We start from the raw sequence: 23,474 nt of genomic DNA, 5'->3' as shown, positions 1-23,474 counted from the left end.
GCGATGAGCGCATCAGCCGGTCGCAATTCAGGAACGCGCGCCATCGTCACCGGCGGCGCGCAAGGCATTGGCTTTGCCGTTGCCGAGGCGTTGGCCGACGAGGGCTGCCGCGCGTTGGCGCTCATCGGTCGCTCGCAGGAGAAGGGCGACAAGGCGGTCGCCCATTTCAAGAGGGCCGGCGTCGACGCGATCTTCATCAGCGCCGACGTCTCGAAAGTGGCCGACTGCAAGCGGGCGGTGGCGACCGCCATCTCGCATTTCGGCACCATCAACGCCCTGGTCAATGCCGCCGCCACCTCGGCGCGCGGTTCGCTGGTCGAGACCTCCGAAGAGCTTTTCGACCAGATCTTCGACACCAATGTGCGTGGACCCTTCTTCCTGATGCAGGGCCTGGTGGGCCATCTGCTGGAGCGCAAGGCGCCGGGCTCGATCGTCAACGTGCTGTCGATGTCGGCGCATGCCGGCCAGTCCTTCCTGACGCCCTATTCGACCAGCAAGGGCGCGCTGATGACGCTGACCAAGAATGTCGCCAACGCCTACCGCTTCAACCGCATTCGCTGCAACGCCGTGTTGCCGGGATGGATGGACACCGAAGGCGAAGACCTCGTGCAGAAGAAATGGCACGGCGCGTCGGACGACTGGCTTGAAAAGGCCGAGGCCGGCCAGCCGATGGGCCAACTGGTGAAACCGGACCAACTGGCACGGCTGATCAGCTACATGGTCAGCCCACACGCCGGCGTCATGACCGGGTCATTGGTCGACTACGATCAGAATGTCGCTGGGACCTCGCCGGAGTAGGACGATCTGGCGGAAAGGTCGATCCCTTCGTCATCCCAGGGTCTGCGCGACGGAGCTTCGCTCCTGCTTCGCCCAGGGATGACGAAATCGCAAGGGTTCAGCTGATCGCGAATTGCCCTCCGACAGCCACGTGACAAACCCGTTCGCATCGACTATATGAGCGGCATGATCAACCTGTCCGCCACGTATTGGTACTTTAGCAGCTCGCTGGCGGCGGGAGGATTGCGCTCGATCTGAAGGTTGCAGATCAAAATCCGACAAGCCGCCAGACCTGGCGGCTTTTTTGTTTCAGCCGGCAGGTCTCCTAAAATCAGGAGCAGAAAGCCGTGTTGACCACCACAGACGACCTTCGGGTCAGAGAACTCAAGATACTGAGCACGCCGGACGACGTGATGCGCGAGATACCGCGCTCGCTCACGGCGACGCGCACCGTTGCCGCCTCGCGCAACGCCATCCATTCGATCCTGACAGGGGCCGACGACCGACTGATTGTCATCGTCGGCCCTTGTTCCATCCATGATCCGGTCGCCGCCGTGGACTACGCCAGCCGTCTGGCGGCGCTGCGTGAGGCCCTGGCCGACCGGCTCGAGATCGTCATGCGCGTCTATTTTGAGAAGCCGCGCACCACGGTCGGCTGGAAGGGCCTCATCAACGACCCCGATCTCGACGGCAGCTTCAACATCGACAAGGGCTTGCGCATGGCGCGCAACGTGCTGTCGGCCGTCAACAATCTCGGCCTGCCGGCGGCGACCGAATTCCTCGACATGACGACGCCGCAATACATCGCCGACCTCGTCGCCTGGGGCGCCATCGGCGCGCGCACGACCGAAAGCCAGATCCATCGCGAGCTGGCCTCGGGTCTGTCTTGCCCGGTCGGCTTCAAGAACGGTACCGACGGCAATCTGAGGATCGCCGCCGAAGCGGTGAAGTCGGCCGCCCAGCCGCATCATTTCATGGCTGTGACCAAGGACGGCCGCAGCGCCATTGCCACGACCACCGGCAATGAGGACTGTCACGTCATCCTGCGCGGCGGCGTCCAGCCCAACTACGACGCCGCTAGTGTCGAGGCCGCTGCCGTCGAGCTCGGCCGCATCGGCATCGCGCCACGGCTAATGATCGACGTCAGCCACGCCAACTCGGCCAAGAAGCCGGAGAACCAGCCCAAGGTCGCGCATGACGTCGCCGGCCAGGTGGCGGCGGGCGATGAACGCATCATCGGCGTCATGATCGAGAGCAACCTCGTTGCCGGCCGTCAGGATGTCGTGCCCGGCAAGCCGCTCGTCTACGGCCAAAGCATCACCGACGGCTGCATCGACTGGGCGACCACCGAGACCGTGCTGCACGGCCTTGCCGGCGCCGTCGAATGGCGCCGGTCGGTGAAGCGCGAAATGGATGCCAACCGGCAGGGCGCGGCCTGAGCATAAACCGAGAGGGCGGCGATCACGCCGCCCTCAACCCTTCCCACGCCGTGAACAGCGAAACGGCAAACAACAGCAGCCCCGCTGCTCTGCCGGCAAGAATGGTTGCTCGCGGATTGTCGATCAGCAGCCCGCGGCTGCGTCCGGCGGTGATGGCGAGCCCGCCGTAAATCGCCGCCTGCGTGGCGATCGTCAGCAATCCCATGACGGTCGCCTGCATCCAGACCGGACCGTAAGCCGGCTTCAGGAATTGCGGATAGACGGCAAGGATGAAGAGATAGGCCTTGGGATTGATCAGGCAGGTGACCATTCCCTGGCGAAAGGCCTTCCACGACGAGCGGCTTCCCGTAGGCCCGTCGTCGCCGACGGTGATGGAACTGCGCATCAAGGTAATGCCGATATAGGCCATATAGGCGGCACCTGCGACCAGCAGCGGCTTGAACAGGATCGGCACGAAATGCATCAAAAGGCCGACGCCGACCGCGCCGTTCAGCGTATGCACCGCGCCGCCCAGCATGATCCCGGCGGTGGCGGCGAGACCCCTGTCGCGACCGCCGGTCAGCGCATTGGCCAGCACGAACAGCATATCCATGCCCGGTACGGCGATGATGCCGAACAAAAGCACGAAGAAAAGCCAGAGATTTTCGGTGTAGGACATGTCAGTTGCCTGTCGTGGCGCCAGCCGGGACGCAAAAGGAATCTGTTGATTTTCAAGCGGGTAAGCGGCCCTATAGGTCACCCCAACTGACGAGGGTGTGTCAGTTGCGTTTCGGCAGAGTGAGAAAATGCGCAAGGCCTCGCGCCTGTTCGAGATCATCCAGATTCTGCGGCTGGCCAAAAAGCCGGTGACCGCGGCGACGATTGCCGAGCGGCTCGAAGTGACGGTGCGCTCGGTCTACCGCGACATCTCCGCCTTGCAGGCGATGCGCGTGCCGATCGAGGGCGGACGCGGCATCGGCTATATCCTGCGCCCCGGCTTCGACCTGCCGCCGCTGATGTTCTCGATCGAGGAGATGGAGGCGATCGTGTTGTCGCTGGCGCTGCTCGAACGCACCGGTGACGATGAGCTGAAGCAAGCGGCCAAACGCGTCGTCGCCAAGATCGCCGGTGCGGTGCCGGCGCCCTTGCGCCAGACGCTCGACGCCAACGCGCTGCACGCCTGGGGGTTTGCCGCGCCGTCAGCCTCGGCGATTGATCTCGCCTTGGTGCGCCGCGCCATCCGCGACGAGGAGAAGCTCGATCTCTCCTATCGCGACGAGGCGGGCCGGACCACGCAACGCATCATCCGGCCGATCGCGCTGATCTACTACGCCGAGACAGTGAACACGGTGGCCTGGTGCGAGTTGCGCCAGGCCATCCGCAATTTCCGCAGCGACCGCATCGACGACTACCAGCCGACCGGCCTGTGGTTCAAGGGCGAGGGCGACCGGTTGCGCCAGGTCTGGGTCGACGGCTGGGAGATCAACGCGCCGGCCGCCGGCCCGTAACGGTCATAGCTTCTCTCGCCTGGCCTATCTCACATCGACCCAGCGCTGCTCCTGGAACGAGCGCGCCATGGCATGGACAGTGCGCTCGATCTCCAGCCCCTCGTCGAAATCGATGATGCGGGCCGGCTTGCCGGCGATGCGCATCAACAACTCTCGGCATTCGATCATCTTGAGGTCGTTGAAGCCGAGACCATGGCCAGGCGCCGGCAGGAAGGAATCGTAGGGCTTGTGGTGTGGCGCCACCAATACCGTGCGGTAGCCCTGCTCGGTCGGCCGGTCGGCGGTGAGGTAGAGTTGGAACTCGTTCATCCGCTCCTGGTCGTAGAGGATCGAACCCTTCGAGCCGAAGAGCTGGATGGCGATACGGCCCTTGCGGCCCCAGGCCGAACGGTTGACCATGAGCGTGCCGGCGACACCGTTCTCCAGATGCATCAGCACACTGGCGATATCGTAGGTTTCGACCGCGCGGCGGCCGCCGGAAGCGACTTTGCGGTCCGCATAGGGTTTGACCATGTCGCACATGACGCGGCTGACGCGGCCGAACAGCGCCTTGATCAGCGACAAAGGATGCACCGCGAAATCGTCGAGCGCGCCATAGCCGGACGCCGCCTCATGCTTCCAGAAGAACAGCGCTTCTGGATCGGCCATGAAATCCTCGTCCATCTCGATGCGCACGAGATTGACGTCGCCGATGATTTTTTCCTCGAGCAGCGCGCCGATGTGACGGATGGCCGGGTTCTGGATGTAATTGTAACCGAGTGCCGCCACTTTGCCGGACTTCTTCGCCGCTGCGGCCATCGCTTCAGCCTCGGTGAAGCTCGGCGCCATCGGCTTCTCGCACCACAGATGCTTGCCTGCCTCGAGGATGGCGATCGCCATTTCCGGATGGAACTGGTTCGGCGTGGTCAGCGAGACGACATCGACCTCGGGGTCGTTGACCACGGCGCGCCAGTCGCCGGAGCCTTTGGCGAAGCCGAACTCGCCCGCCTTGCGTTTGGCAAGCTCGTTGTTGACCTCGCCCAGATGGACAAGTCTCGGCTTCTCGACATCGGGAAAGACGGTGCCGACCGCGTTCCAGGCGATGGCGTGGCACTTGCCCATGAAGCCCGTGCCGATGAGGCCCACTCCGACCATTGACCGTCTCCGCTGAAGGAAAAACCCGTGCGGATGAGTTAATCCATTTTGCTCACCAATGGAACGTCCAAATCATTTTTTATGGTGTTCTTGCATGAACGCGCTATGATGAGGCAGGAGAGGGGCAATCAACATGGCCGCGGGCGGAGCGACGATGGACGAACTTGTGCCTCGCGATTTCGAGACGCTGCGCGCGACGATCCTCGACCGGCGTTCCAGCCTGCCCAAGCGCATCGCGCAGATCGCCGCCTATGCGCTCGACAATCCCGACGACATCGCCTTTGGCACGGCGGCAAGCATCGCGGCTTCCGCCGGCGTCCAGCCTTCGACGCTGATCCGCTTTGCCCAGCAGCTCGGCTTCGACGGCTTCACCAGCCTGCAGCAGGTGTTTCGCGAGCGGCTGCGCGAGCGCAACTCCTCCTATGACGAGCGCCTGGCCGCCTTGCGCGCCAAGGCCGAGGAAGGCGGCGGCCACCGGGCGATCTTCGACGGCTTCGTCGCCGCCGCCAGCACCTCGCTGGGCGACATTTCGCGCTCGCTCAACGATGCACATTTCGACCAGGCGGTGGCGCTTCTGGCCAAGGCCGAGACCATCTATGTGCTGGCCAAGCGCCGCTCCTATCCGGCCGCGTCCTACATCGCCTATGCGCTGGGCAAGCTCAAGATCCGCAACCAGCTGGTGGAATCGGCCGCGGGCTTGAATGCCGAGATCATCGGCTTTGCCACGCCGCGCGATGCCGTCATCGCCATCAGCTTCTCGCCTTACGCGCCGGCGACCATCGAGGAGACGCGCGCGATCTCGGAACAGGGCGTGCCCATCGTCGCCATCACCGACTCATCGTTCTCGCCCTTGGCTCAATTCGCCAAAGTCTGGTTCGAGGTCGCCGAGGCCGATTTCGGCGGCTTCCGTTCGATCTCGGCGACGATGGCGCTGGCCATGGCGCTGACCGTCGCCGTCGGCGAAAAGCGCCGCGAAGCCGGTCGCAGGCGCAAGGGCTGATGCCTCACCGGCGAGCGCTTTTCAGTCCGGGAACACTCATTCCATATTGACTACGGATTGGAATTAATATTTCATATTGATGGCGCCATGCCGCCGTTTGCGCGTGCCGCCCAAACGACGCTGCTCTGCACAACAAGGCCGATGGGAGGTTCGAATGGGCGAAGCCGTGGAAGGAAAATATCCGCCGCTCGACGTCATCACGATCGGCCGCGCTTCGGTCGACCTCTACGGCCAGCAGATCGGCTCGCGGCTGGAGGATATTACCTCTTTTGCCAAGTCGGTCGGCGGCTGTCCGGCCAACATTTCAGTCGGCACCGCCAGGCTTGGCCTGCGTTCGGCGCTGCTCACCCGCGTTGGGGACGAGCAGATGGGTCGCTTCATCCGCGAGCAGCTGCGGCGCGAAGGCGTCTCGGTCGATGGCTTGAAGACCGACAGGGAACGGCTGACCGCCTTGGTGCTGCTTTCGGTGGAGAGCGAAGGCGTTTCGCCGATGATCTTCTACCGCACCGACTGCGCCGACATGGCGTTGGCCGAAGAAGATATCGACGAGGCCTTCATCGCCTCGGCACGCTCCGTGGTCGTCACCGGCACGCATTTCTCCCGTCCCAATTCCGATGCCGCGCAGCGCAAGGCGATCCGCCTGATGAAGGCCCGGGGTGGCAAGGTGGTGTTCGACATCGACTACCGACCGAACCTCTGGGGCCTGGCCGGCCATGCCGAAGGCTTCGAGCGCTACGTCAAGTCGGACCGAGTCTCGGCGCAGCTCAAGACCGTGCTGCCCGATTGCGATCTCATCGTCGGCACCGAGGAAGAGATCATGATCGCGTCCGGCGCCGACGATTGCCTGAGCGCGCTGAAGACGATCCGCTCGCTGTCCTCGGCCACGATCGTGCTGAAGCGCGGCGCCATGGGCTGCATCGTCTATGACGGGCCGATCAGCGACGACCTCGAGGACGGCATCATCGGCAAGGGTTTCCCGATCGAGGTCTACAATGTGCTCGGCGCCGGTGACGCCTTCATGTCGGGCTTCCTGCGCGGCTGGCTCGGCGGCGAAAGCTTTGCCACGGCCGCGACCTGGGCCAATGCCTGCGGCGCCTTCGCCGTGTCGCGCCTGCTCTGCGCGCCGGAATACCCGACCTTCGAGGAACTGCAGTTCTTTTTGAAGCACGGCAGCAAGCATCTGGCGCTGCGCAAGGACGAGGCGATCAACCACATTCATTGGGCGACGACGCGCCGGCGCGACATCCCTTCGCTGATGGCGCTGGCCTGCGATCATCGCGTGCAGCTGGAGGACATCGCGGCCAAGCTCGGCGTCGATGCCGCGCGCATTCCCGATTTCAAGGTGCTCACCGTCAAGGCGGCGGCCAAGGTCGCCGCCGGTCGCGACGGCTACGGCATGCTGATCGACGAGAAATACGGCCGCGACGCGATGTTCGAATTCGCCCGCCATCGCTTTGCCTGGCTCGGCCGTCCGGTCGAATTGCCCGGGTCGCGGCCGCTGCGTTTCGAATTCTCGCAGGATATCGGCTCGCAGCTCACCGAATGGCCGGTCGACCATTGCATCAAGTGCCTCTGCTTCTACCATCCGGACGATCCCGAGGCGCTCAAGATCGAGCAGCAGCAGAAGCTACGTGCGCTGTTCGAAGCGGCACGAAAAGTCGGGCGTGAATTGCTGGTCGAGATCATCGCCGGCAAGCACGGCAAGCTCGACGACACCACCATTCCGCGCGCGCTGGAAGAGCTCTATGCGCTGGGCATCAAGCCCGACTGGTGGAAGCTCGAGCCGCAGGCCTCGGCGGCCGCCTGGGCCAGGATCGAGCAGGTCATCGTCAAGAACGATCCATGGTGCCGCGGCGTCGTGCTGCTCGGTCTCGAAGCGCCGCAGGACGAACTGGTCGCGGCCTTCGCCGCCACGGCGAATGCGCCGATCGTCAAGGGATTTGCCGTCGGTCGCACGATCTTCATCAACGCCGCCGAACAATGGCTGGCCGGCAAGATGTCGGATGACGAAGCCATCGCCGACATGGCGTCGCGCTTCGAGCAATTGACCGAGGCCTGGCTTGCCGCGCGCGGCCGCAAGGCCGCATAACAAGACGTCATCGGACGCCGGAGGAAACGACCAATGAGCAAGACCGTTCGCCTGACGATGGCGCAGGCGCTGACCCGCTTCCTGTCGCGCCAGATGACCGTGATCGACGGCAAGACAGTGCCGATCTTCGGCGGCGTCTGGGCGATCTTCGGCCACGGCAATGTCGCCGGCGTCGGCGAGGCGCTCTACCAGGTGCGCGACGAATTGCCGACTTTCCGCGCGCACAACGAGCAGGCAATGGCGCATGCGGCGATCGCCTATGCCAAGGCGAATTTCCGCCGCCGCTTCATGGCCGCGACCTCTTCGATCGGCCCCGGCGCGCTGAACATGGTGACGGCGGCTGCCCTCGCCCATGTCAACCGGCTGCCGGTGCTGCTGCTGCCGGGCGACGTCTTCGCCAACCGTTTGCCCGACCCGGTGCTGCAGCAGGCCGAGGACTTTTCCGACGGCACGGCGACGGTCAATGACTGCTTCCGCCCCGTGTCGCGTTATTTCGACCGCATCACCCGGCCCGAACAGATCATACCGGCGCTCAACCGCGCCATGCAGGTGCTGACCGATCCGGCCGAATGCGGCCCGGTCACGCTGTCGCTCTGCCAGGATGTGCAGGCCGAAGCCTATGATTATCCCGAGAGCTTCTTTGTCGAGCGTCTTTGGGCGCCGCGCCGGATTCGTCCCGATCGCAACGAATTGGCCGCCGCTGTCGCGGCGCTGAAGGGTGCCAAGAAGCCGCTGGTGATCGCCGGCGGCGGCGTCCTCTATTCGCAGGCTTCGGGTGAGTTGGCGAAACTGGTGCAAGGTGCCGGCATCCCCGTCTGCGAAACCCAGGGTGGAAAATCGTCGCTGCCCGACGATCATCTGCTCAACATGGCGGCCGTCGGCGTCACCGGAACGTCGGCCGCCAACCGGCTGGCGGAAGAGGCCGATGTGGTGCTTGCCGTCGGCACCAGGCTGCAGGATTTCACCACCGGTTCCTGGTCGCTGTTCAAGAATGCCGGCCGCACCATCATCGGCTTGAACGCGCAGGCTTTCGACGCAGGCAAGCACTGGGCACTGCCGCTTGTCGCCGACGCGGCCGAAGGTCTGGCGGAATTGTCCGCCGCGCTGAAGGGCTGGAAGGCGCCTACCGCCTGGACCGACAATGCGCTGAAAGGCAAGGCCGACTGGCAGGCCGCCGCCGCCAAGGTCACGGCCGCGACCAACGCCGCCTATCCGTCGGACGCGCAGGTCATCGGTGCGGTGCAGCGCGCCATGGGTTCGGGCGTCACCTTGCTGCATGCCGCAGGCGGGTTGCCTGGCGAATTGCACAAGCTCTGGCAGGCAGGCGCGCCCGGCTCCTACCACGCCGAATACGGCTTCTCGACCATGGGCTACGAGATCGCCGGCGGCCTCGGCGCCAAGATGGCCAAGCCCGACCAGGAGGTCGTCGTCATGATCGGCGACGGCTCCTATCTGATGCTCAATTCCGAGATCGCCACCTCGGTGATGCTGGGGCTGAAGCTCACCATCGTGCTGCTCGACAACCGCGGCTATGGCTGCATCAACCGGCTGCAGATGGCGACCGGTGGCGCCAACTTCAACAATCTCCTGAAGGACTCGCGCCACGAGGTGCTGCCCGATGTCGACTTCGCCGCGCATGCGGCAAGCCTCGGCGCCATCGCGGAGAAAGTGGCCTCGATCGCCGAGCTGGAAACGGCTTTGGCCAAGGCAAAGAGCAACGACAAGACCACGGTGCTGGTCATCGACACCGATCCGCTGGTGTCGACCGAGGCCGGCGGCCATTGGTGGGATGTCGCCGTGCCGGAAGTCTCGGCGCGGCGTGAGGTCAACGCTGCGCGCAAGAAGTACGAGGAAGCGGTGGGCAGCCGGGAAGGTTGAGCCTGGCGTCGGCAACGAAGTGACAGTGGAGTGACGACTTGAAAGCCAAACTGGGCATGTCCCCCATCGCGTGGTGGAACGACGATCTGGTGGAATTGAGCGATGACGTGTCGCTGGAGGAGTGCTTGCGCCAATCGCGCTCGGCCGGCTTCACCGGCATGGAGAAGGGCCGCCGCTTCCCCGACGATCCGAAGACGATGCTGCCGATCCTCAAGGAGGCCGACGTCACGCTCTGCGGCGGCTGGTTCTCCGGCACGCTGGTCAACGAGGATATGGCGGCGAACAAGGATCGCATCCAGCCGATGATCGACCTGTTCAAGGCGGTCAACGCGCCCTGCATCGTCTATGGCGAGGTCGGCCGCTCGATCCAGGGCGACCGCTCCAAGCCCTTGGCAACCAAGCCGAAGCTCAGCGGCGACGAGATGAAGGCCTATGGCAGGCGACTGACCGAATTCGGCGAATGGTGCACCGAGCAGCGCATGCCGCTCTCCTATCACCATCACATGGCGGCGGTGGTCGAGACCGAGCCGGAGCTCGACGCCTTCATGCGCCATTCCGGCGAAGGCATTCCGCTGCTGCTCGACGCCGGCCATCTCGCCTTCGCTGGCGGCGATGTGCTGCGCGCCATCGACAACCATCACAAGCGCATCAACCACGTCCATGTGAAGGACGTGCGCATGGGCGTGATCGACGGTCTCGACCGCACGAAGCAGTCCTTCCTCGACGCCGTGGCGCTCGGCGCCTTCACCGTGCCGGGCGACGGCTCGCTCGATTTCGGCGCCATCGTGCAGCGCTTCGCCGATCATGGTTATGAGGGCTGGTTCGTCGTCGAAGCCGAGCAGGATCCGAAGAAGAACCCGCCGCTGAAGATGGCTCAGGTCGGCCACAAGGAGCTGATGCGGGTGATGACGGCCGCCGGCTATACGGTCGAGACGCAAGGTTTCCCCAACACGTGAGCGCTGGATTGACTGTCATGGCTGGCTTATCTGAGAACCGGTCAGGCAATTTCCGGATGGCGCGATGAAAGATTACGAGCACCCCTTCTTCAAGCCGCTGTGGCGGCGCGTCGCGATCCTCGCCGTCTGTCTGATCTGGTCGGTGATCGAGTTCGCCACCGGCACGCCGTTCTGGGGCGTCATCGCCCTCGGCTTCGCCGGCTACGCGGTGTGGCAGTTTTTCTATCTCTACAAGCCGGCCGAGGAGAAAAAGGCCGACGATCAACCGAAGGAGTGACCGCGATGTCGAAACTGCTCGTCAAGGCCGACAAGGGCCATGGTCACGTCGCACATGTCACGCCGCAGAGCGCCGGCTGGACCTATGTCGGTTTCGACCTGCATCGGCTGAAATCCGGCGAGACAGCATCCGGCCAGGCCGGCGACCGCGAGGTCTGCCTGGTCTTCGTCACCGGCAAGGGCAAGGCATCGGCCGGCGGCAAGGATCTCGGCCTGCTCGGCGAGCGCATGTCGCCGTTCGAAGGCAAGCCCTGGTCGGTTTATATTCCGCAAGGCTCCGACTGGTCGGTGACGGCCGACACCGAGTTGGAGCTCGCCGTCTGTTCCGCGCCAGGTCTTGGCGGTGGCCTGCCGGTCCGTGTCATCGGTCCGGACGATCTTGGCCAGGAGGTGCGCGGCAAGGGCACCAACACGCGCTACGTCACCAACATCCTGCCCGAGGGCAAGCCGGCCGACTCGCTGCTGGTCGTCGAAGTCATCACGCCCGGCGGCCACACCTCCAGTTACCCGCCGCATAAGCACGACCAGGACAATCTCCCCGCGGAATCCTATCTCGAGGAGACCTATTACCACCGCCTCAACCCGCCGCAGGGCTTTGCCTTCCAGCGTGTCTATACCGACGCCGACGGCAATGGGGAGCGCGAACTCGATGAAGCGATGGCGATCGAGGATGGCGACGTCGTGCTGGTGCCCAAGGGCTATCACCCCTGCGCGGCCTGTCACGGCTACGATCTCTATTATTTGAACGTCATGGCCGGCCCGAAGCGGACGTGGAAGTTCCACAACGCCGCCGAGCACGAATGGCTGATGAAGGCTTGAGCGGGCTTACCGCGCAACCATTGGTCCAGTGCGGAAAAATCGTCGGCTAAACACCTTGAGGGTGGACTTGCCTTCGAAAACCCATGAAAGCTTCGTCAATCCGTCATGGAAATCACCTATGGCAGCGGGTCTGATGCACGTCGCCAAAGCGCCTCGGCGTTTTTGCGGCTTGCCAAAAACCAGGACTTGAAGCGCGTCGCATAGTCGTTAGGGCGCAGCGCGCTTGACGAGGAACGCTCATGCGCTACGCCATTTACTACACTCCCAGGCAGGATGAGCCGCTGGCGCGCATCGCCGCCAACTGGCTGGGCCGCGATCCGTTCGGCGCGGCGACACGTCCGGTCGAGGCCGTTGGCGAATTGTCGGCGGCCGAAGTTGCCTTCCACACGGCGTCGGCCAGGCGATACGGGTTCCATGCCACACTGAAGGCGCCGTTCCGCCTGGCGCCGAACGAGACGGAGGCTTCGCTGCGCGCCGCGCTCGACGCTTTTGCCGAGGCGACGCCGCCCGTCGTCATTCCGCGCCTCGTCGTCGGCCAGATCGACGGCTTCTTCGCCCTGGTGCCTGAAGCTCCGTTTGCGCCGTTGAATGATTTTGCCGGCGAGGTGGTGCGCGGTTTCGACCCTTTCCGCGCGCCTTTGACGGAGGTCGAGATCGAGCGCCGTAGCCCGGATGCGCTGAAGCCGGACGAGTTCCGCAACCTCTGTCAGTGGGGCTACCCCTATGTCTTCGACACGTTCCGCTTCCACATGACGCTTTCGGGACGCGTCGGGCCACAGGAAAGCCCACGTCTGCGCGCAGCGATAGACAGCCTGTTCGCCGACGTGCTGCGGCAGCCGGTGCCGGTGGATGCCCTGACCTTGTTCGTCGAAAGCGAGCCGGGTGCTCCGTTCATGGTGCTTTCCCACCATGCGTTGGGCCACCACCCGGCCCGCAAGACCGCCTGAGATGACCGCCCATTTTGCTGCCGATTCCGCTGCTTGAGACAGGACCGCCCGAGATGACCGCCGAAACCATTCTCACCAATGCCCGCATCGTGCTGCCCGATGAAATCGTCGAGGGCTCGCTTTTGCTGCGCGATGGCCTGATTGCCGCTGTCGAGCCGGGCAGCACCCGCACTGGCGAGGATATGGGCGGCGATTACGTCATCCCCGGTCTCGTCGAACTCCACACCGATCATCTTGAGGGCCACTATGCGCCACGCCCCAAGGTGCGCTGGAACCCGATCGCCGCCGTGCTTGCCCATGACGCGCAGGTTGCCACTGCCGGCATCACCACCGTGCTCGACGCCTTGCGCGTCGGCATGGACGAGGACGCCGACCTGACCTCCGCCGATATCCGCAAGCTCGCCGACGCCATCGAGGACAGCGTGCGCGAGGACCGGCTTCGGGCCGATCACTTCATCCATCTGCGCTGCGAGGTCTCGGCGCCGGATTGCCTGAAGGCCTTCGCCAATTTCGAGACCGACGACAGGGTCAAGCTCGCCTCGTTGATGGATCACGCGCCTGGACAGCGCCAGTTCGTCAACCTCGAGACCTATGCCTATTACTACCAGCGCAAGCTGAAGCTCTCCGATCGCGATTTCCAGAAATTCTGCGAGAAGCGGATGGCGGAATCGGCCCGCAATTCCGGCCCGAACCGCGTCTTCATCTCGGCCGCCTGTCACGAACGCGGCATCGTGTTGGCGAGCCACGACGACGCCACCATCGGTCATGTCGACGAGGCGATCGAGCAGGGCGTGCGCGTCGCCGAGTTCCCGACGACGGAGGAAGCGGCCAAGGCCTCCAAGGCGGCGGGTCTCGGCGTGCTGATGGGGGCGCCCAACGTCATGCGCGGCGCCTCGCATTCCGGCAATGTCTCGGCGCGCACACTGGCCGCCGACGGCCTGCTCGACATCCTGTCCTCCGACTACATCCCCTTCAGTCTGATCCAGTCGGCCTTCTTCCTTGGCGACGTCGTCGAAGGCATCTCGCTGCCGCAGGCGGTCGCCATGGTCTCGAAAAACCCCGCCGAGGCGGTTGGCCTTACCGATCGCGGCATCATCGAGCCCGGCCGCCGCGCCGACCTGGTGCGGGTGCGCGTCGACGACCATGTGCCGGTCGTGCGCACGGTGTGGCGCGAAGGGCGTCGGGTCGCATGATGGTGTCGGCCCTGATCGAACGCGAGTTGGCTGAGAGCTTCCCGATCCGCAACGGCGTCTTCGTCGCCGTCGTCGGCCCGAGCGGCGCCGGCAAGGACACGGTGATCGGCTACGCCAAAGCGCGCTTTGCCGGTGAGACACGGCTGGAATTCGTGCGCCGTGTCATCACCAGGCCGAGCGATGCGGCGAGCGAGGACCACGACACGCTGGCTGACGCCGCCTTCGCCGAAGCTGAGATCGATGGCGCCTTCGCGCTCTGCTGGGATGCGCACGGCCTGCGCTACGGCCTGCCGGCCGATGTCGACTGGGCTGTCGCCAACGGCCATGTTGCCGTGGCCAATGTCTCGCGCGCGGTCATCCCGGCGCTGCGCGAGCGCTACGCCAACCTGGCCGTGGTCGAGATCACCGCAACGCCGGAAATCCTCGCCGAACGGCTGGCGGCGCGCGGCCGCGAATCGCGCGGCGAAGTGCTCGCCCGCCTGGCGCGCAGCACCAGTGTCCAATTGTCGGGACCGGATGTCACTTCGATCGACAACAGCGGCGACAAGCAAATCGCCGGCGAGCGCTTCACCGAGATCCTGCGCAAGGCGATGGCGTTCTCCGATCTCTCGGACATGATTTAGCGCCTTGTCCTTCTCCCACAAGGGAGAAGGGGAAGTTGCGCTTACTTGTTGAAGTTGGTGATGAACTGCTTGAATTGCTGCGTCGACGGTCTGGCGAACATTTCCTTCGGCTCGCCCAGGCAATCCACTTCGCCCTTGTGCAGGAACATCACTTGGCTCGACACGTCGCGGGCAAACCCCATTTCGTGCGTCACGACCAGCATGGTGCGGCCTTCTTCGGCGAGCGAGCGCATGACACGCAGCACCTCGCCGACCAGTTCCGGATCGAGCGCCGATGTCGGCTCGTCGAACAGCATGACCTTGGGGTTCATCGCCAGCGCCCGGGCTATCGCGGCGCGCTGTTGCTGGCCGCCCGACATATGCGGCGGGTAGTAGTTGCGCCGCTCCCAGATCCCGACCCGCTTCAGCAATGCCTCGGCCTGCTCCAGGCACTCCGCCCGCGGACGTTTCAGCACATGCGTCGGCGCCGCGACAAGGTTCTCGAGCACCGTCATGTGCGACCAGAGATTGAAGCTCTGGAAAACCATGGCAAGATTGGCGCGGATGCGTTCCACCTGACGGATATCGGCCGGCAGCTGATTGCCGTCCCGTCCCGGCTTCATCTTGATGAGTTCGCCGTCGACACGCACTTCGCCGGAATCCGGGGTCTCCAAAAGGTTGATGCAGCGCAGCAGCGTGCTTTTGCCCGAGCCCGACGAGCCAAGGATGGAAATGACGTCGCCCTTGTGCGCCTCGAGCGAAATGCCCTTCAGCACCTCGTGATCGCCAAAGCACTTGCGCATGTCCTTGACGCTGATGGCGGGTGCTTCGTTGGCGGACGATGCCGTACTCGCGGCAGCGGCAAGACTAGCCGACATCACAACACCTCCGGTACGGGTTTGATTTGCTGGGACTGCTCGGGCGCGGGGCGCAGATGCGGGGAAAGCAGGTATTCGACCCAGGCAAACAGCCGGGCAATCGACAGGTTGAGCAACAGATAGACCACACCGGCGCAGGTCAGCACCTCGATCGGCCGGAATGTGTCGTGCTGGATTTTCTGCGCCGTTCCCATCATCTCCATGATCGTCACCACGGAAGCGAGCGCGGTCGCCTTCGTCATCAGGATGATCTCGGTGGAATAGGCCGGCAAGGCCAGCCGCAACGCGATGGGCAAGGTTACAAGGCGGAACCGTGTAATTGGAGACATGCCGAACGCCTTGGCGGCCTCGATCTGTCCGACTGGCACCGCCCGCAGCGCGCCGCGAAAAATCTCGCTTTCATAGGCGGCGGTGTTCAAGGCCATGGCGACGATGGTGCAATACATCGGGTCGCGCAGGATCGGCCACAGGATTGGGCTGTGGCGGACAAAATCGAACTGCGAGAGTCCGAAATAAATCAGATAGAGCTGCACCAGCAGCGGCGATCCACGGAAGACGAAGACATAGGCCCGGGTAAAATACTCGCCCGATTTGTAGCCCGATGCCCGCAACCAGGTCAGGCCGGTGGCGATGACCAGGCCGAAGGCGATGCCGAAGAACCAGATCTCGAGCGTCAGCGGCAGTGCTTTCAGCACGCTCCACATCGTCGAAAGGTAGAAGTTGTAATCCACCGCGACCTCTTATTTCGGACGCAGAAAGCTGCGTGAGGTGTAACGCTCGGCCTTGTCGAAGATCGGCGTAGAGATCGACGTCATCACCAGGTAGAGGATGCCGGCGACCGTGTAGAAAAGCAGCGAATGGTGCGTTGAGCGCGCGGCCTTGTTCGCCGTCAGCATCAGCTCGGCGACGCCGGTGACCGAGATCAAAGCCGAATCCTTGATGGTCAGCTGCCAGACATTGCCCAATCCCGGCACCGCGAGACGCAAGACCTGCGGCATGATCACGAGGCGAAAACGCAGCCAGGCAGACATGCCATAGGCGCGCGCCGCCTCCAGTTCGCCGCGCTGGATGGCCAGGAACGACCCGCGGAAGACCTCGGCCTGATAGGCGCCCGAAATGATGCCGACCGCGAGCACGCCGCCGAGGAAGCTCGGCATGTTCAAAATGTCGGTCGAACCGATCGATCCGGTGGACCGCGCCACGCCGGTCAGGATCTGCGTGCCGCCATAGTAGAAGAGATAGATGACCAGAAGCTCCGGCTCACCGCGAAACACGGTCGTGTAGCTCTCGCCGATGAATCTAAGGCCGCCACGCTGCGAAAGCTTGGCAGCAGCCACGAGCGAGCCCAGCGCCGCGCCGATCATCATCGAGACGGCGGTGACGGCCAAGGTCCAGCCGATACCCCAGAGCAGCTGCAAACCCCAACCGGCCGCCAACAGCTCATAGGCCGTCGACAGCTGATCCTTCAGACCGTTGAGAAAGTCCACCTACGCCTCCCCGGGCGTCGAGATAATGCATCGGCAGGTCGCCTTGCTTCGGTGCATGTCGTTTTCCCGAAACCGCCGGGCACTTTCGGGCGACATGCACTCAATGCAAAAAGGGAGCAGCCTTGGCTGCTCCCTTTGCGACATTACTTGGTAATGTCGATCTTGAACCACTGCATCGAGTATTTCGACACCGAGCCGTCATCGAGGGCGGCCTTGAGCGCCTTGTTGTAGATATCCTGCAGGTCCTTGTCGGTCTTGCGGAAGGCAGCACCGATGCCCGGTCCGAGGATCGGGCCGCCCTTGAATTGCGGCCCGACGAACTCCAGGTCCTTGGCGTCGGGCTTGGCCAGCGTGCCGAGGAAGTAGGTGGTGTCGGCGAAGGCCACGTCGAGGCGGCCGGCCATCAGGTCGAGGTCATGCTCGTCGGTGGTCTTGTATTCATGGACGTTGGCGACATCCTTGAGATATTTGTCGGCAAACGTCGCCTCGGTGGTCGAAACCTGCAGGCCGACATTCTTGCCGGTGAGTTCCTTGCGCAGCGTATCGAGCGCCGCCTTGGATTCGGCGTCGTCCTTCGAGAGGTCGATCATCTTGCCGCTGTTGGACAGCTGCGCCAGCGGTCCGTTCTTGTCGGCAAGGAAAGCCACCGGCGAGGAGGCGTAGGGGATCGAGAAATCGATGGTCTTCATGCGCTCTTCGGTGATCGACATGCCGTCCATGACGATGTCGAACTTGCCTGCGGTGAGGCCCGGAATAACGCCGTCCCAATCCTGTGCCTGGATCTTGCATTCGAGCTTCGCGCGGGCGCAGACGTCGTTGAGGATATCCACCTCGAAGCCGACGATCTTGCCGCTCGCGTCGGTCTGGTTCCACGGGGCGTAGGAGCCCTCCATGGCAACCGTGACCGTCTTCCAGTCCTTGGCCAGAGCCGGGGTTGAACAGGTCAGCGCCAGCGCGGCAAGCGCAATCCAACGTGATGATGTCACGGTACTTTCTCCCATATTTTGTTCTTTGGAACCCTCAGATACCAATTGCTTAGCCCAGCCCCTATTTCTCGACAAGGGCTGTTTCTGGTCTACACGCTTCGTTGAAGCCCGCTGATTGAGGCGGACTTTCTTCAGGTCGTCCTGAAATTGGTGGGCGCGACGTTACTCCGCAGGTGCTCCAGCCACATTCTGGCGCGTCGCCTCTATCATCCGGCGCCGGGCGCGGAAGACGCCCCATTGCTGGTCGACGAGCACGCCGATCAGGATCACGCCGCCCATCACCGCGAAGTTGAGCGAGGAGGGGATGCCGAGCAGATTGACGAGGTTCTGCAACTCCTGCAGCAACACCGTGCCGAGGATGACGCCGATCAGCGAACCTTCGCCGCCGCGCAGCGAGAAGCCGCCAAGCACCGCCGCCGCGATCGCGTAGAGCTCATAGAACTGGCCATGGCTGGCCGGTGAGATCGAGCGCGTGTACATGGCGAAATAGATCGCCGACAGCGCCGTCAGCACGCCGCAGATGACATAGGCCGACGTCACTACCCGGCCGGTGCGGATGCCCGAATACTTGGCGGCTTCCTCGTTCTTGCCGATGGCGTAGAGGTAGCGGCCGAACACCGAGCGGTGCAGCACCACCCACATGACGATGGCAATCACGATCAGCGCGATGAAGCTGTTCGGCACGCCATAGCTGCGGCCGGCGGTGAGGAATTCGAGTGCCGGGAAATTCTGGCCGAAGGCAAAGCCCGCGGTGCCGTCGGCGGTATAGAAACGCGCTACACCGCGGTAGATCAAGAGGCCGCAGAGCGTGACCACGAAGGGTTGCAGCTTGAGCCGCGTGATCAGCCAGCCATGCGCCAGGCCGATGATGGCGCCGAGCAGGAGGATCAGCACGAAAGCGAGAGGCCATTCCATGCCGCGCACGGCGATGAAGTCGATGAACAGCGTGCCGAGCAGTGCGATCAGCGATCCGACCGACAATTCGATGCCGCCGGTGATGATGACGAAAGCCTGACCGATGGAGAGAATGCCGAACAGGCCGATCAGGTTCGAGGTATTGGCAAGGTTGATCGGCAACAGGAAGCGCGGGTTGATGGCCGTCACCACCGCGCCGACCACCAGGATCAGGATCAGCAGGCCAAGATCTTTCTTGCTCATAGCGCTCCTCCGGCGAGCTGTGCCAGCTTCGGCTTCTTGCCGACCGCCAGCAGCAGCACGTTTTCCTGGCTGAAATCCTGCTTGTCGAGAATGCCCGAGATCTGCCCCTCATGCATGACCGCGATGCGGTCGGAGACGCCGATCACCTCTTCCATGTCGCTGGAGATCATCAGCACCGCGACGCCGGCGTCGGCCAGCCCCCGCATCAGCTGGTAGATCTCGGCCTTGGCGCCGACGTCGATGCCACGCGTCGGCTCGTCGAGGATCATCACCTTCGGGTTCATCGCCAGCCATTTGGCCAGAACCACTTTCTGCTGATTGCCACCCGACAACGTGCCGGTTCGGGTCAGCACCGACGGCGCCTTGATGCCGAGGTTCTTCTTCTGCTTCTCGGCGGTGGCAAGTTCGGCGCTGGTCGAGACCAGCGAGCGTTTGGCATGCGCCGGCAAATTGGGCAGCGAGATATTCTCGGCGATCGACAGGTCGAGCAGGATGCCGTTGAGCTTGCGATCTTCGGGCACCAGGAAGATGCCGTTGGCCACCGCGTCGGCGGCCGATGCGACGTTCAGCGGCTTGCCGTCCTGCGTGACGCTGCCGGCGAGCCGCTCGTCGATGCCGAACAGCACGCGTGCGAGTTCGGTGCGGCCTGAGCCGACCAGGCCGGCAAGGCCGAGGATTTCGCCGCGCCGAAGGTCCAGGCTGACTGGCCGGTCGGGATAGGTGCTGGTGCGGACGGCGTTCGCCGACAGCGCGACGGCGCCTGGCGCCCGCGTGGCCTCGCCGGCTTTCTCGCGCTGCTTCAGCATGCGTCCGATCATCAGCCGGACCATTTCGTCGTGGTTGATCCGGTCCTTCGGCAGCGTCCCTGCCAGCGTGCCGTCGCGCAGCACCACGACGCGATCGGCGACGCGCTCGACCTCGTGCAGGCGGTGCGAGATGAAGATGACGCTGATGCCTTCCGCCTTCAGGCCTTTGATGACATCGAGCAGCTTTTCGGTTTCCGCGATCGGCAGGCTGGAGGTCGGTTCGTCAAGGATCACCAGCCGCGCCCTGATCGACAAGGCCTTGGCGATCTCGACCATCTGCTGTTGCGCCAGCGATAGCGATGCGACCGGCGTGTCGGCCGAGAAATTGGCACCGACGCGCTTCAACAGCGGCGCCACCATTTCGCGGAGGCGCGCGCGGTCGACCAGTTTCAGCGGGCCAGCGCGCAGCGGCTCGCGGCCAAAGAAAATGTTGGCGGCGACATCGAGGTTGTCGAACAGATTGAGTTCCTGGTGCACGAAGGCGATGCCGGAGCCGATGCTGCCTTCGACCGTCAGCCCGTCATGCGCGACGCCGTCGACGGTGATCGTGCCACTGTCCGGCCGGGTTACCCCGCCGAGGATCTTCATCAAGGTCGATTTGCCGGCGCCGTTCTCGCCGACCAGGCCGATGACCTCGCCGGGCCGGACGTCCATGGAGAATCTGTCCAGCGCGACGACACCCGGATACGTCTTGCGCACGGCGTCGAGGGTCAGGAACGGAGCAGTCGTCGGTTGGGTGGTGTCGGTAGGGGTCATCACGCCTGATAGCAGCCGGTGGGCCACAGACTGACGGGCCTTGGCGGGTCCGTCAATACGAACGCCGGCTCAAGGCGAACCTTGAGCCGGCGCAATGCTTGGGAGATCAATTGCCGGCCATCGCCTTGAGATTGGCGGCATAGGCATCGACGTCATCCTTGCCGATGATCTTGGTCGGGATGATGATCAGGCTATTGGCCGGGATGCCCGACTTGTCGCCCTTGAGGTAGGCGGCCATCAGCTTCATGCCCTGATAGGCCCATTCGAACGGCTGCTGCACGACGGTCGCGGCAATGGTGCCTTCCTTGACGCCGCCGAGCGTGATCGGATCGTCGTCGAAGCCGACGACGGTGATCGAGCCGAGCTTACCGGCATCGCGCAGCGCTTCATAGATGCGCGGCGTGTTGTAGGAATAGAAGCCGACCATGCAGGTGATGTCGGGGCTGGCGACCAGCGCGTCCTCGACATTCTTCTTGGCGCGCGCCTGATCGATATCGTCGCCGCGCACGTCGACCAGCTCGATCTTGCTGCCGGCCAGCCCGTCCTTCATGCCCTGGATGCGCTCCTTGGCGTTGTCGGCGCCGAGCAGGCCGACGAAGCCAAGGCATTTGCCGCCATTGGGCATCGCCTTCTTGGCGATCTCGGCCGCCTGCTTGCCGGCATCGACATTGGACGAGCCGATATAGGCGACGCGCTTGGTCTGCGGGGCGTCGCTGTCGGTGGTGAACAGCGCCGTTTCCGAGGCGAGTTTGTTCAGCCCGTCGGTCGAGGTCTTGGGATCGACGGCCGAGACCATGATGCCCTTGACGCCGGCCGTCACCAGGTCATCCATCAGCCGCTGCTGGATGGCGACCGAGGACTGTTCCGGATATTTGAGCTCGAGAGTGTAGTCGGGCAGCTCGCCCTGCGCCTTCTTCACGCCGGCTTCCGCCGCCTTCCAGAAGTCTGACGCGCCGTTGACGACGAAGGCCAGCGTCGGCTTGTCGTCGGCGCGGGCAATCGCCGTGGCCGCCAGCCCTAAAGCCAAGGCCGTCGCGGCGATGGATGCGTTACGGATTATGGATTTCATGGTTCAACCTCCCTTTGAAACTTCTCGCTATGTCTCGTCCGCAGCTTGGATAACCCTTCTCCTCAAGGGTCTGGCCCAGGGGTCCGCCAACGAAAGGAAGGCGCCGATCCAGCCACGGTCGAGACACTAGACACTGATGTGACGTTCGTAAATAGTCCGATTTGTCTGACATTTTCGTGAAAAGGCACAGCCCCTATCCGGCAGCTTGTCCGGCCAGCTGACAGTGCCCTTCACGCTTTGCGGCGACTGCGCCGAAGCCCGGCCCGGTCGCGACGAGTTGACAGTAGAACGCTTGCGACTATTAGTAAAGAGTATTAGTTATCGAGCTCTATTCACGCATTGGCGGCGGAGGAGACGCTGAGGGCCATGCGTGTCCTGGGGGAGGACGACAGGTACATATGGAGGCCATATTATGCGAAAACCGCCGACGATTGCGGGGTTTTCGCGTCCTTCGGTCGCTTTTCGTCGGCAGGCGAGGCGGTCGGCGAAAGCGTCCGACTTGCGATTATAATTATAAGCAAGATGCGTTTTCTGCTAATGCATCGGGCTGACATCTTGCCGTTGATGCGGCCTTTGCCTAAGAGCCGGCCGGGTTTGGGAAACGACGATGAGCGAACCGACGAAACTGCGCGATCCCCCGGAAGCCTCCAGGCGCCGCAAGCCATCTGCGAAGCCCAAGGGTCGCGTCACGATGACCGACATCGCCCGAGCCGCGGGCTGCTCGCAGGCAACAGTCTCCTTCGTGCTCAACAATTCGCCGGGCATCCGGCTGTCGCAGCAGACCCGCGACCGCGTCATCGAGGCGGCCAGGGCGCTCGGCTATTCCGCGCCGGCCTTCTCGGCGCTGCGGCCGCCGGTGACGGCCTTCGAGGGGCTGGACGGCGTCATCGGCTTTGCCGTCGACCAGCTCGCTACCAGCCCGGAGGCGGTGGTCGCCATCGAGGGCGCGCGCCAGGCGTCATGGAACGCCGGCAACGTGCTGTTGGTGGCGCAGACCATGGGCGACGCGGTGATGGAACCGCGCGCGCTGCAGGCGCTGACCAGGCGCGGCATCTCGGCGCTGATCTACATGACGATCTTCACCCGCGAGATCACCGCGCCCGATTTCCTCTACAGCCTCGACATCCCGGTGATCCTGCTCAACTGCTACACCGCCGACTACGCCTTCCCGGCGGTTGTCCCTTCCGAGATCGCCGGCGGCCAGAGCGCGACAAGGCATTTGATCGGCCACGGCCATCGCCGCATCGCCACCATCACCGGCGAGCCGTGGATGCAGGCCGCGCAGGACCGGCTGAAGGGCTATCGCCGCGCGCTTGCCACCGCCGACATTCCGTTCGACCCGGATCTGGTGGTCGAGGGCGACTGGTCGGCCAGCGCCGGCTATGCCGCGACGGTCAAGCTGCTGGCGCTGAAGGACAAGCCGACCGCCATCTTCTGCCAGAACGACCGCACCGCCATCGGTTGCTATGAAGCGCTGAAGGAAGCCGGCCTGCATATCCCGCAGGACATCTCCGTCGTCGGCTACGACGACGAGGAGATCGCCCGCCACCTCTTCCCGCCATTGACGACATCCATCCTGCCGCATCTGGCGATGGGCCAATGGGCGATCGAGCAATTGGAGACGCCGCCGATCCCTGGCCATGGCCGCTATCCGATCACCAAGCTCGAATGTCCGCTGGTCGAGCGCGAAAGCGTGGCTCAGCTCAAGGGCGCCTAGGTCGCGCGGCGCTCGTCGCG

At 63.9% G+C, this 23,474-nt stretch carries 22 protein-coding genes; 13 read left to right on the top strand and 9 right to left on the bottom strand.

The features are described 5' to 3' along the window. Window positions 1-3 precede the first annotated feature (3 nt). The gene (locus tag AB6802_RS03300; protein ID WP_371008571.1) at window positions 4-798 is read left to right on the top strand and encodes an SDR family oxidoreductase; all 795 of its coding nucleotides are present in this window, start codon (window positions 4-6) and stop codon (window positions 796-798) included. Between the two features lie 326 nt (window positions 799-1,124). Further along, window positions 1,125-2,216: a 3-deoxy-7-phosphoheptulonate synthase gene (locus AB6802_RS03295; protein ID WP_371008570.1), complete on the top strand. Its 1,092-nt coding sequence runs from the start codon at window positions 1,125-1,127 to the stop codon at window positions 2,214-2,216. Window positions 2,217-2,238: 22 nt separating this feature from the next. Here AB6802_RS03295 and AB6802_RS03290 read toward each other — a convergent pair whose 3' ends face one another. Continuing rightward, a complete protein-coding gene (locus AB6802_RS03290) occupies window positions 2,239-2,874 on the bottom strand; it encodes a LysE family translocator (RefSeq protein ID WP_371008569.1) in 636 nt (211 codons plus the stop codon). Between the two features lie 127 nt (window positions 2,875-3,001). Here AB6802_RS03290 and AB6802_RS03285 point away from each other — a divergent pair, with 127 nt between their 5' ends. Further along, window positions 3,002-3,703: a helix-turn-helix transcriptional regulator gene (locus tag AB6802_RS03285; protein WP_371008568.1), complete on the top strand. Its 702-nt coding sequence runs from the start codon at window positions 3,002-3,004 to the stop codon at window positions 3,701-3,703. A gap of 24 nt (window positions 3,704-3,727) precedes the next feature. Here the strand turns inward: AB6802_RS03285 and AB6802_RS03280 are convergent, their stop codons facing one another. Next, window positions 3,728-4,837, bottom strand: coding sequence for a Gfo/Idh/MocA family protein (locus AB6802_RS03280; RefSeq protein ID WP_371008567.1), 1,110 nt, complete (start codon window positions 4,835-4,837; stop codon window positions 3,728-3,730). A 154-nt stretch (window positions 4,838-4,991) separates the two neighbouring features. Between AB6802_RS03280 and AB6802_RS03275 the strand changes: the two genes are divergently transcribed. From AB6802_RS03275 to phnN, 9 genes are all read left to right on the top strand, one after another. Further along, a complete protein-coding gene (locus AB6802_RS03275) occupies window positions 4,992-5,837 on the top strand; it encodes a MurR/RpiR family transcriptional regulator (protein WP_371008566.1) in 846 nt (281 codons plus the stop codon). Between the two features lie 154 nt (window positions 5,838-5,991). Continuing rightward, a complete protein-coding gene (iolC, locus tag AB6802_RS03270; RefSeq protein WP_371008565.1) occupies window positions 5,992-7,926 on the top strand; it encodes a 5-dehydro-2-deoxygluconokinase in 1,935 nt (644 codons plus the stop codon). A 33-nt stretch (window positions 7,927-7,959) separates the two neighbouring features. After that, window positions 7,960-9,804 carry a 3D-(3,5/4)-trihydroxycyclohexane-1,2-dione acylhydrolase (decyclizing) gene (gene iolD / locus AB6802_RS03265; protein WP_371008564.1) on the top strand — a complete coding sequence of 615 codons (1,845 nt, stop codon included), beginning with the start codon at window positions 7,960-7,962 and terminating at the stop codon, window positions 9,802-9,804. A gap of 38 nt (window positions 9,805-9,842) precedes the next feature. Next, on the top strand, window positions 9,843-10,760 hold the full coding sequence (iolE, locus tag AB6802_RS03260; protein WP_371008563.1) for a myo-inosose-2 dehydratase: 918 nt from the start codon (window positions 9,843-9,845) through the stop codon (window positions 10,758-10,760). 64 nt (window positions 10,761-10,824) lie between these two features. Beyond that, window positions 10,825-11,037 carry a DUF3329 domain-containing protein gene (locus tag AB6802_RS03255; RefSeq protein WP_371008562.1) on the top strand — a complete coding sequence of 71 codons (213 nt, stop codon included), beginning with the start codon at window positions 10,825-10,827 and terminating at the stop codon, window positions 11,035-11,037. A gap of 5 nt (window positions 11,038-11,042) precedes the next feature. Continuing rightward, window positions 11,043-11,855 carry a 5-deoxy-glucuronate isomerase gene (iolB, locus tag AB6802_RS03250; protein WP_371008561.1) on the top strand — a complete coding sequence of 271 codons (813 nt, stop codon included), beginning with the start codon at window positions 11,043-11,045 and terminating at the stop codon, window positions 11,853-11,855. 239 nt (window positions 11,856-12,094) lie between these two features. Then, window positions 12,095-12,802 carry a DUF1045 domain-containing protein gene (locus tag AB6802_RS03245; RefSeq protein ID WP_371008560.1) on the top strand — a complete coding sequence of 236 codons (708 nt, stop codon included), beginning with the start codon at window positions 12,095-12,097 and terminating at the stop codon, window positions 12,800-12,802. A 53-nt stretch (window positions 12,803-12,855) separates the two neighbouring features. Beyond that, window positions 12,856-13,995, top strand: a complete 1,140-nt coding sequence (locus AB6802_RS03240; RefSeq protein WP_371008559.1) for an alpha-D-ribose 1-methylphosphonate 5-triphosphate diphosphatase — start codon at window positions 12,856-12,858, stop codon at window positions 13,993-13,995. Further along, the gene (phnN, locus tag AB6802_RS03235; protein ID WP_371008558.1) at window positions 13,992-14,618 is read left to right on the top strand and encodes a phosphonate metabolism protein/1,5-bisphosphokinase (PRPP-forming) PhnN; all 627 of its coding nucleotides are present in this window, start codon (window positions 13,992-13,994) and stop codon (window positions 14,616-14,618) included. The genes AB6802_RS03240 and phnN overlap by 4 nt, the downstream gene beginning before the upstream one ends. A gap of 41 nt (window positions 14,619-14,659) precedes the next feature. Here phnN and AB6802_RS03230 read toward each other — a convergent pair whose 3' ends face one another. The 7 genes from AB6802_RS03230 to AB6802_RS03200 all read right to left on the bottom strand — a co-directional run bounded on the left by AB6802_RS03230 (window position 14,660) and on the right by AB6802_RS03200 (window position 21,737). Further along, a complete protein-coding gene (locus tag AB6802_RS03230) occupies window positions 14,660-15,475 on the bottom strand; it encodes an ABC transporter ATP-binding protein (protein ID WP_371008557.1) in 816 nt (271 codons plus the stop codon). After that, the gene (locus tag AB6802_RS03225) at window positions 15,475-16,206 is read right to left on the bottom strand and encodes an ABC transporter permease (protein ID WP_371008556.1); all 732 of its coding nucleotides are present in this window, start codon (window positions 16,204-16,206) and stop codon (window positions 15,475-15,477) included. Before AB6802_RS03225 ends, AB6802_RS03230 begins: the two co-directional genes overlap by 1 nt. A gap of 9 nt (window positions 16,207-16,215) precedes the next feature. After that, a complete protein-coding gene (locus AB6802_RS03220; RefSeq protein ID WP_371008555.1) occupies window positions 16,216-16,962 on the bottom strand; it encodes an ABC transporter permease in 747 nt (248 codons plus the stop codon). A gap of 143 nt (window positions 16,963-17,105) precedes the next feature. Then, window positions 17,106-17,948 carry a transporter substrate-binding domain-containing protein gene (locus tag AB6802_RS03215; RefSeq protein ID WP_371008554.1) on the bottom strand — a complete coding sequence of 281 codons (843 nt, stop codon included), beginning with the start codon at window positions 17,946-17,948 and terminating at the stop codon, window positions 17,106-17,108. Between the two features lie 162 nt (window positions 17,949-18,110). After that, window positions 18,111-19,106, bottom strand: a complete 996-nt coding sequence (locus AB6802_RS03210; RefSeq protein ID WP_371008553.1) for an ABC transporter permease — start codon at window positions 19,104-19,106, stop codon at window positions 18,111-18,113. Beyond that, the gene (locus AB6802_RS03205) at window positions 19,103-20,668 is read right to left on the bottom strand and encodes a sugar ABC transporter ATP-binding protein (RefSeq protein ID WP_371008552.1); all 1,566 of its coding nucleotides are present in this window, start codon (window positions 20,666-20,668) and stop codon (window positions 19,103-19,105) included. The genes AB6802_RS03210 and AB6802_RS03205 overlap by 4 nt, the downstream gene beginning before the upstream one ends. Before the next feature lie 106 nt (window positions 20,669-20,774). Further along, the gene (locus AB6802_RS03200) at window positions 20,775-21,737 is read right to left on the bottom strand and encodes a sugar-binding protein (RefSeq protein ID WP_371008551.1); all 963 of its coding nucleotides are present in this window, start codon (window positions 21,735-21,737) and stop codon (window positions 20,775-20,777) included. Window positions 21,738-22,344: 607 nt separating this feature from the next. Here AB6802_RS03200 and AB6802_RS03195 point away from each other — a divergent pair. Then, entirely contained in the window at window positions 22,345-23,454 is a 1,110-nt protein-coding gene (locus AB6802_RS03195) for a LacI family DNA-binding transcriptional regulator (protein ID WP_371008550.1), read from the top strand. The last annotated feature ends 20 nt before the right edge of the window (window positions 23,455-23,474 follow it).

Origin of the sequence: Mesorhizobium sp. RCC_202 (genome assembly GCF_041355295.1) — a bacterium.
Taxonomy (GTDB): Bacteria; Pseudomonadota; Alphaproteobacteria; order Rhizobiales; family Rhizobiaceae; genus Mesorhizobium.
This window is presented reverse-complemented; position numbering and strand designations above follow the sequence as displayed.

Bases quoted from the DNA above. Each gene is read 5' to 3' on its own strand.
- AB6802_RS03300 (WP_371008571.1), top strand. From the start codon at position 4: ATGAGCGCATCAGCCGGTCGCAATTCAGGAACGCGCGCCATCGTCACC.
- AB6802_RS03290 (WP_371008569.1), bottom strand. From the start codon at position 2,874: ATGTCCTACACCGAAAATCTCTGGCTTTTCTTCGTGCTTTTGTTCGGC.
- AB6802_RS03285 (WP_371008568.1), top strand. From the start codon at position 3,002: ATGCGCAAGGCCTCGCGCCTGTTCGAGATCATCCAGATTCTGCGGCTG.
- AB6802_RS03280 (WP_371008567.1), bottom strand. From the start codon at position 4,837: ATGGTCGGAGTGGGCCTCATCGGCACGGGCTTCATGGGCAAGTGCCAC.
- AB6802_RS03275 (WP_371008566.1), top strand. From the start codon at position 4,992: ATGGACGAACTTGTGCCTCGCGATTTCGAGACGCTGCGCGCGACGATC.
- iolC (WP_371008565.1), top strand. From the start codon at position 5,992: ATGGGCGAAGCCGTGGAAGGAAAATATCCGCCGCTCGACGTCATCACG.
- iolD (WP_371008564.1), top strand. From the start codon at position 7,960: ATGAGCAAGACCGTTCGCCTGACGATGGCGCAGGCGCTGACCCGCTTC.
- AB6802_RS03255 (WP_371008562.1), top strand. From the start codon at position 10,825: ATGAAAGATTACGAGCACCCCTTCTTCAAGCCGCTGTGGCGGCGCGTC.
- iolB (WP_371008561.1), top strand. From the start codon at position 11,043: ATGTCGAAACTGCTCGTCAAGGCCGACAAGGGCCATGGTCACGTCGCA.
- AB6802_RS03245 (WP_371008560.1), top strand. From the start codon at position 12,095: ATGCGCTACGCCATTTACTACACTCCCAGGCAGGATGAGCCGCTGGCG.
- AB6802_RS03240 (WP_371008559.1), top strand. From the start codon at position 12,856: ATGACCGCCGAAACCATTCTCACCAATGCCCGCATCGTGCTGCCCGAT.
- phnN (WP_371008558.1), top strand. From the start codon at position 13,992: ATGATGGTGTCGGCCCTGATCGAACGCGAGTTGGCTGAGAGCTTCCCG.
- AB6802_RS03230 (WP_371008557.1), bottom strand. From the start codon at position 15,475: ATGTCGGCTAGTCTTGCCGCTGCCGCGAGTACGGCATCGTCCGCCAAC.
- AB6802_RS03210 (WP_371008553.1), bottom strand. From the start codon at position 19,106: ATGAGCAAGAAAGATCTTGGCCTGCTGATCCTGATCCTGGTGGTCGGC.
- AB6802_RS03205 (WP_371008552.1), bottom strand. From the start codon at position 20,668: ATGACCCCTACCGACACCACCCAACCGACGACTGCTCCGTTCCTGACC.
- AB6802_RS03200 (WP_371008551.1), bottom strand. From the start codon at position 21,737: ATGAAATCCATAATCCGTAACGCATCCATCGCCGCGACGGCCTTGGCT.
- AB6802_RS03195 (WP_371008550.1), top strand. From the start codon at position 22,345: ATGAGCGAACCGACGAAACTGCGCGATCCCCCGGAAGCCTCCAGGCGC.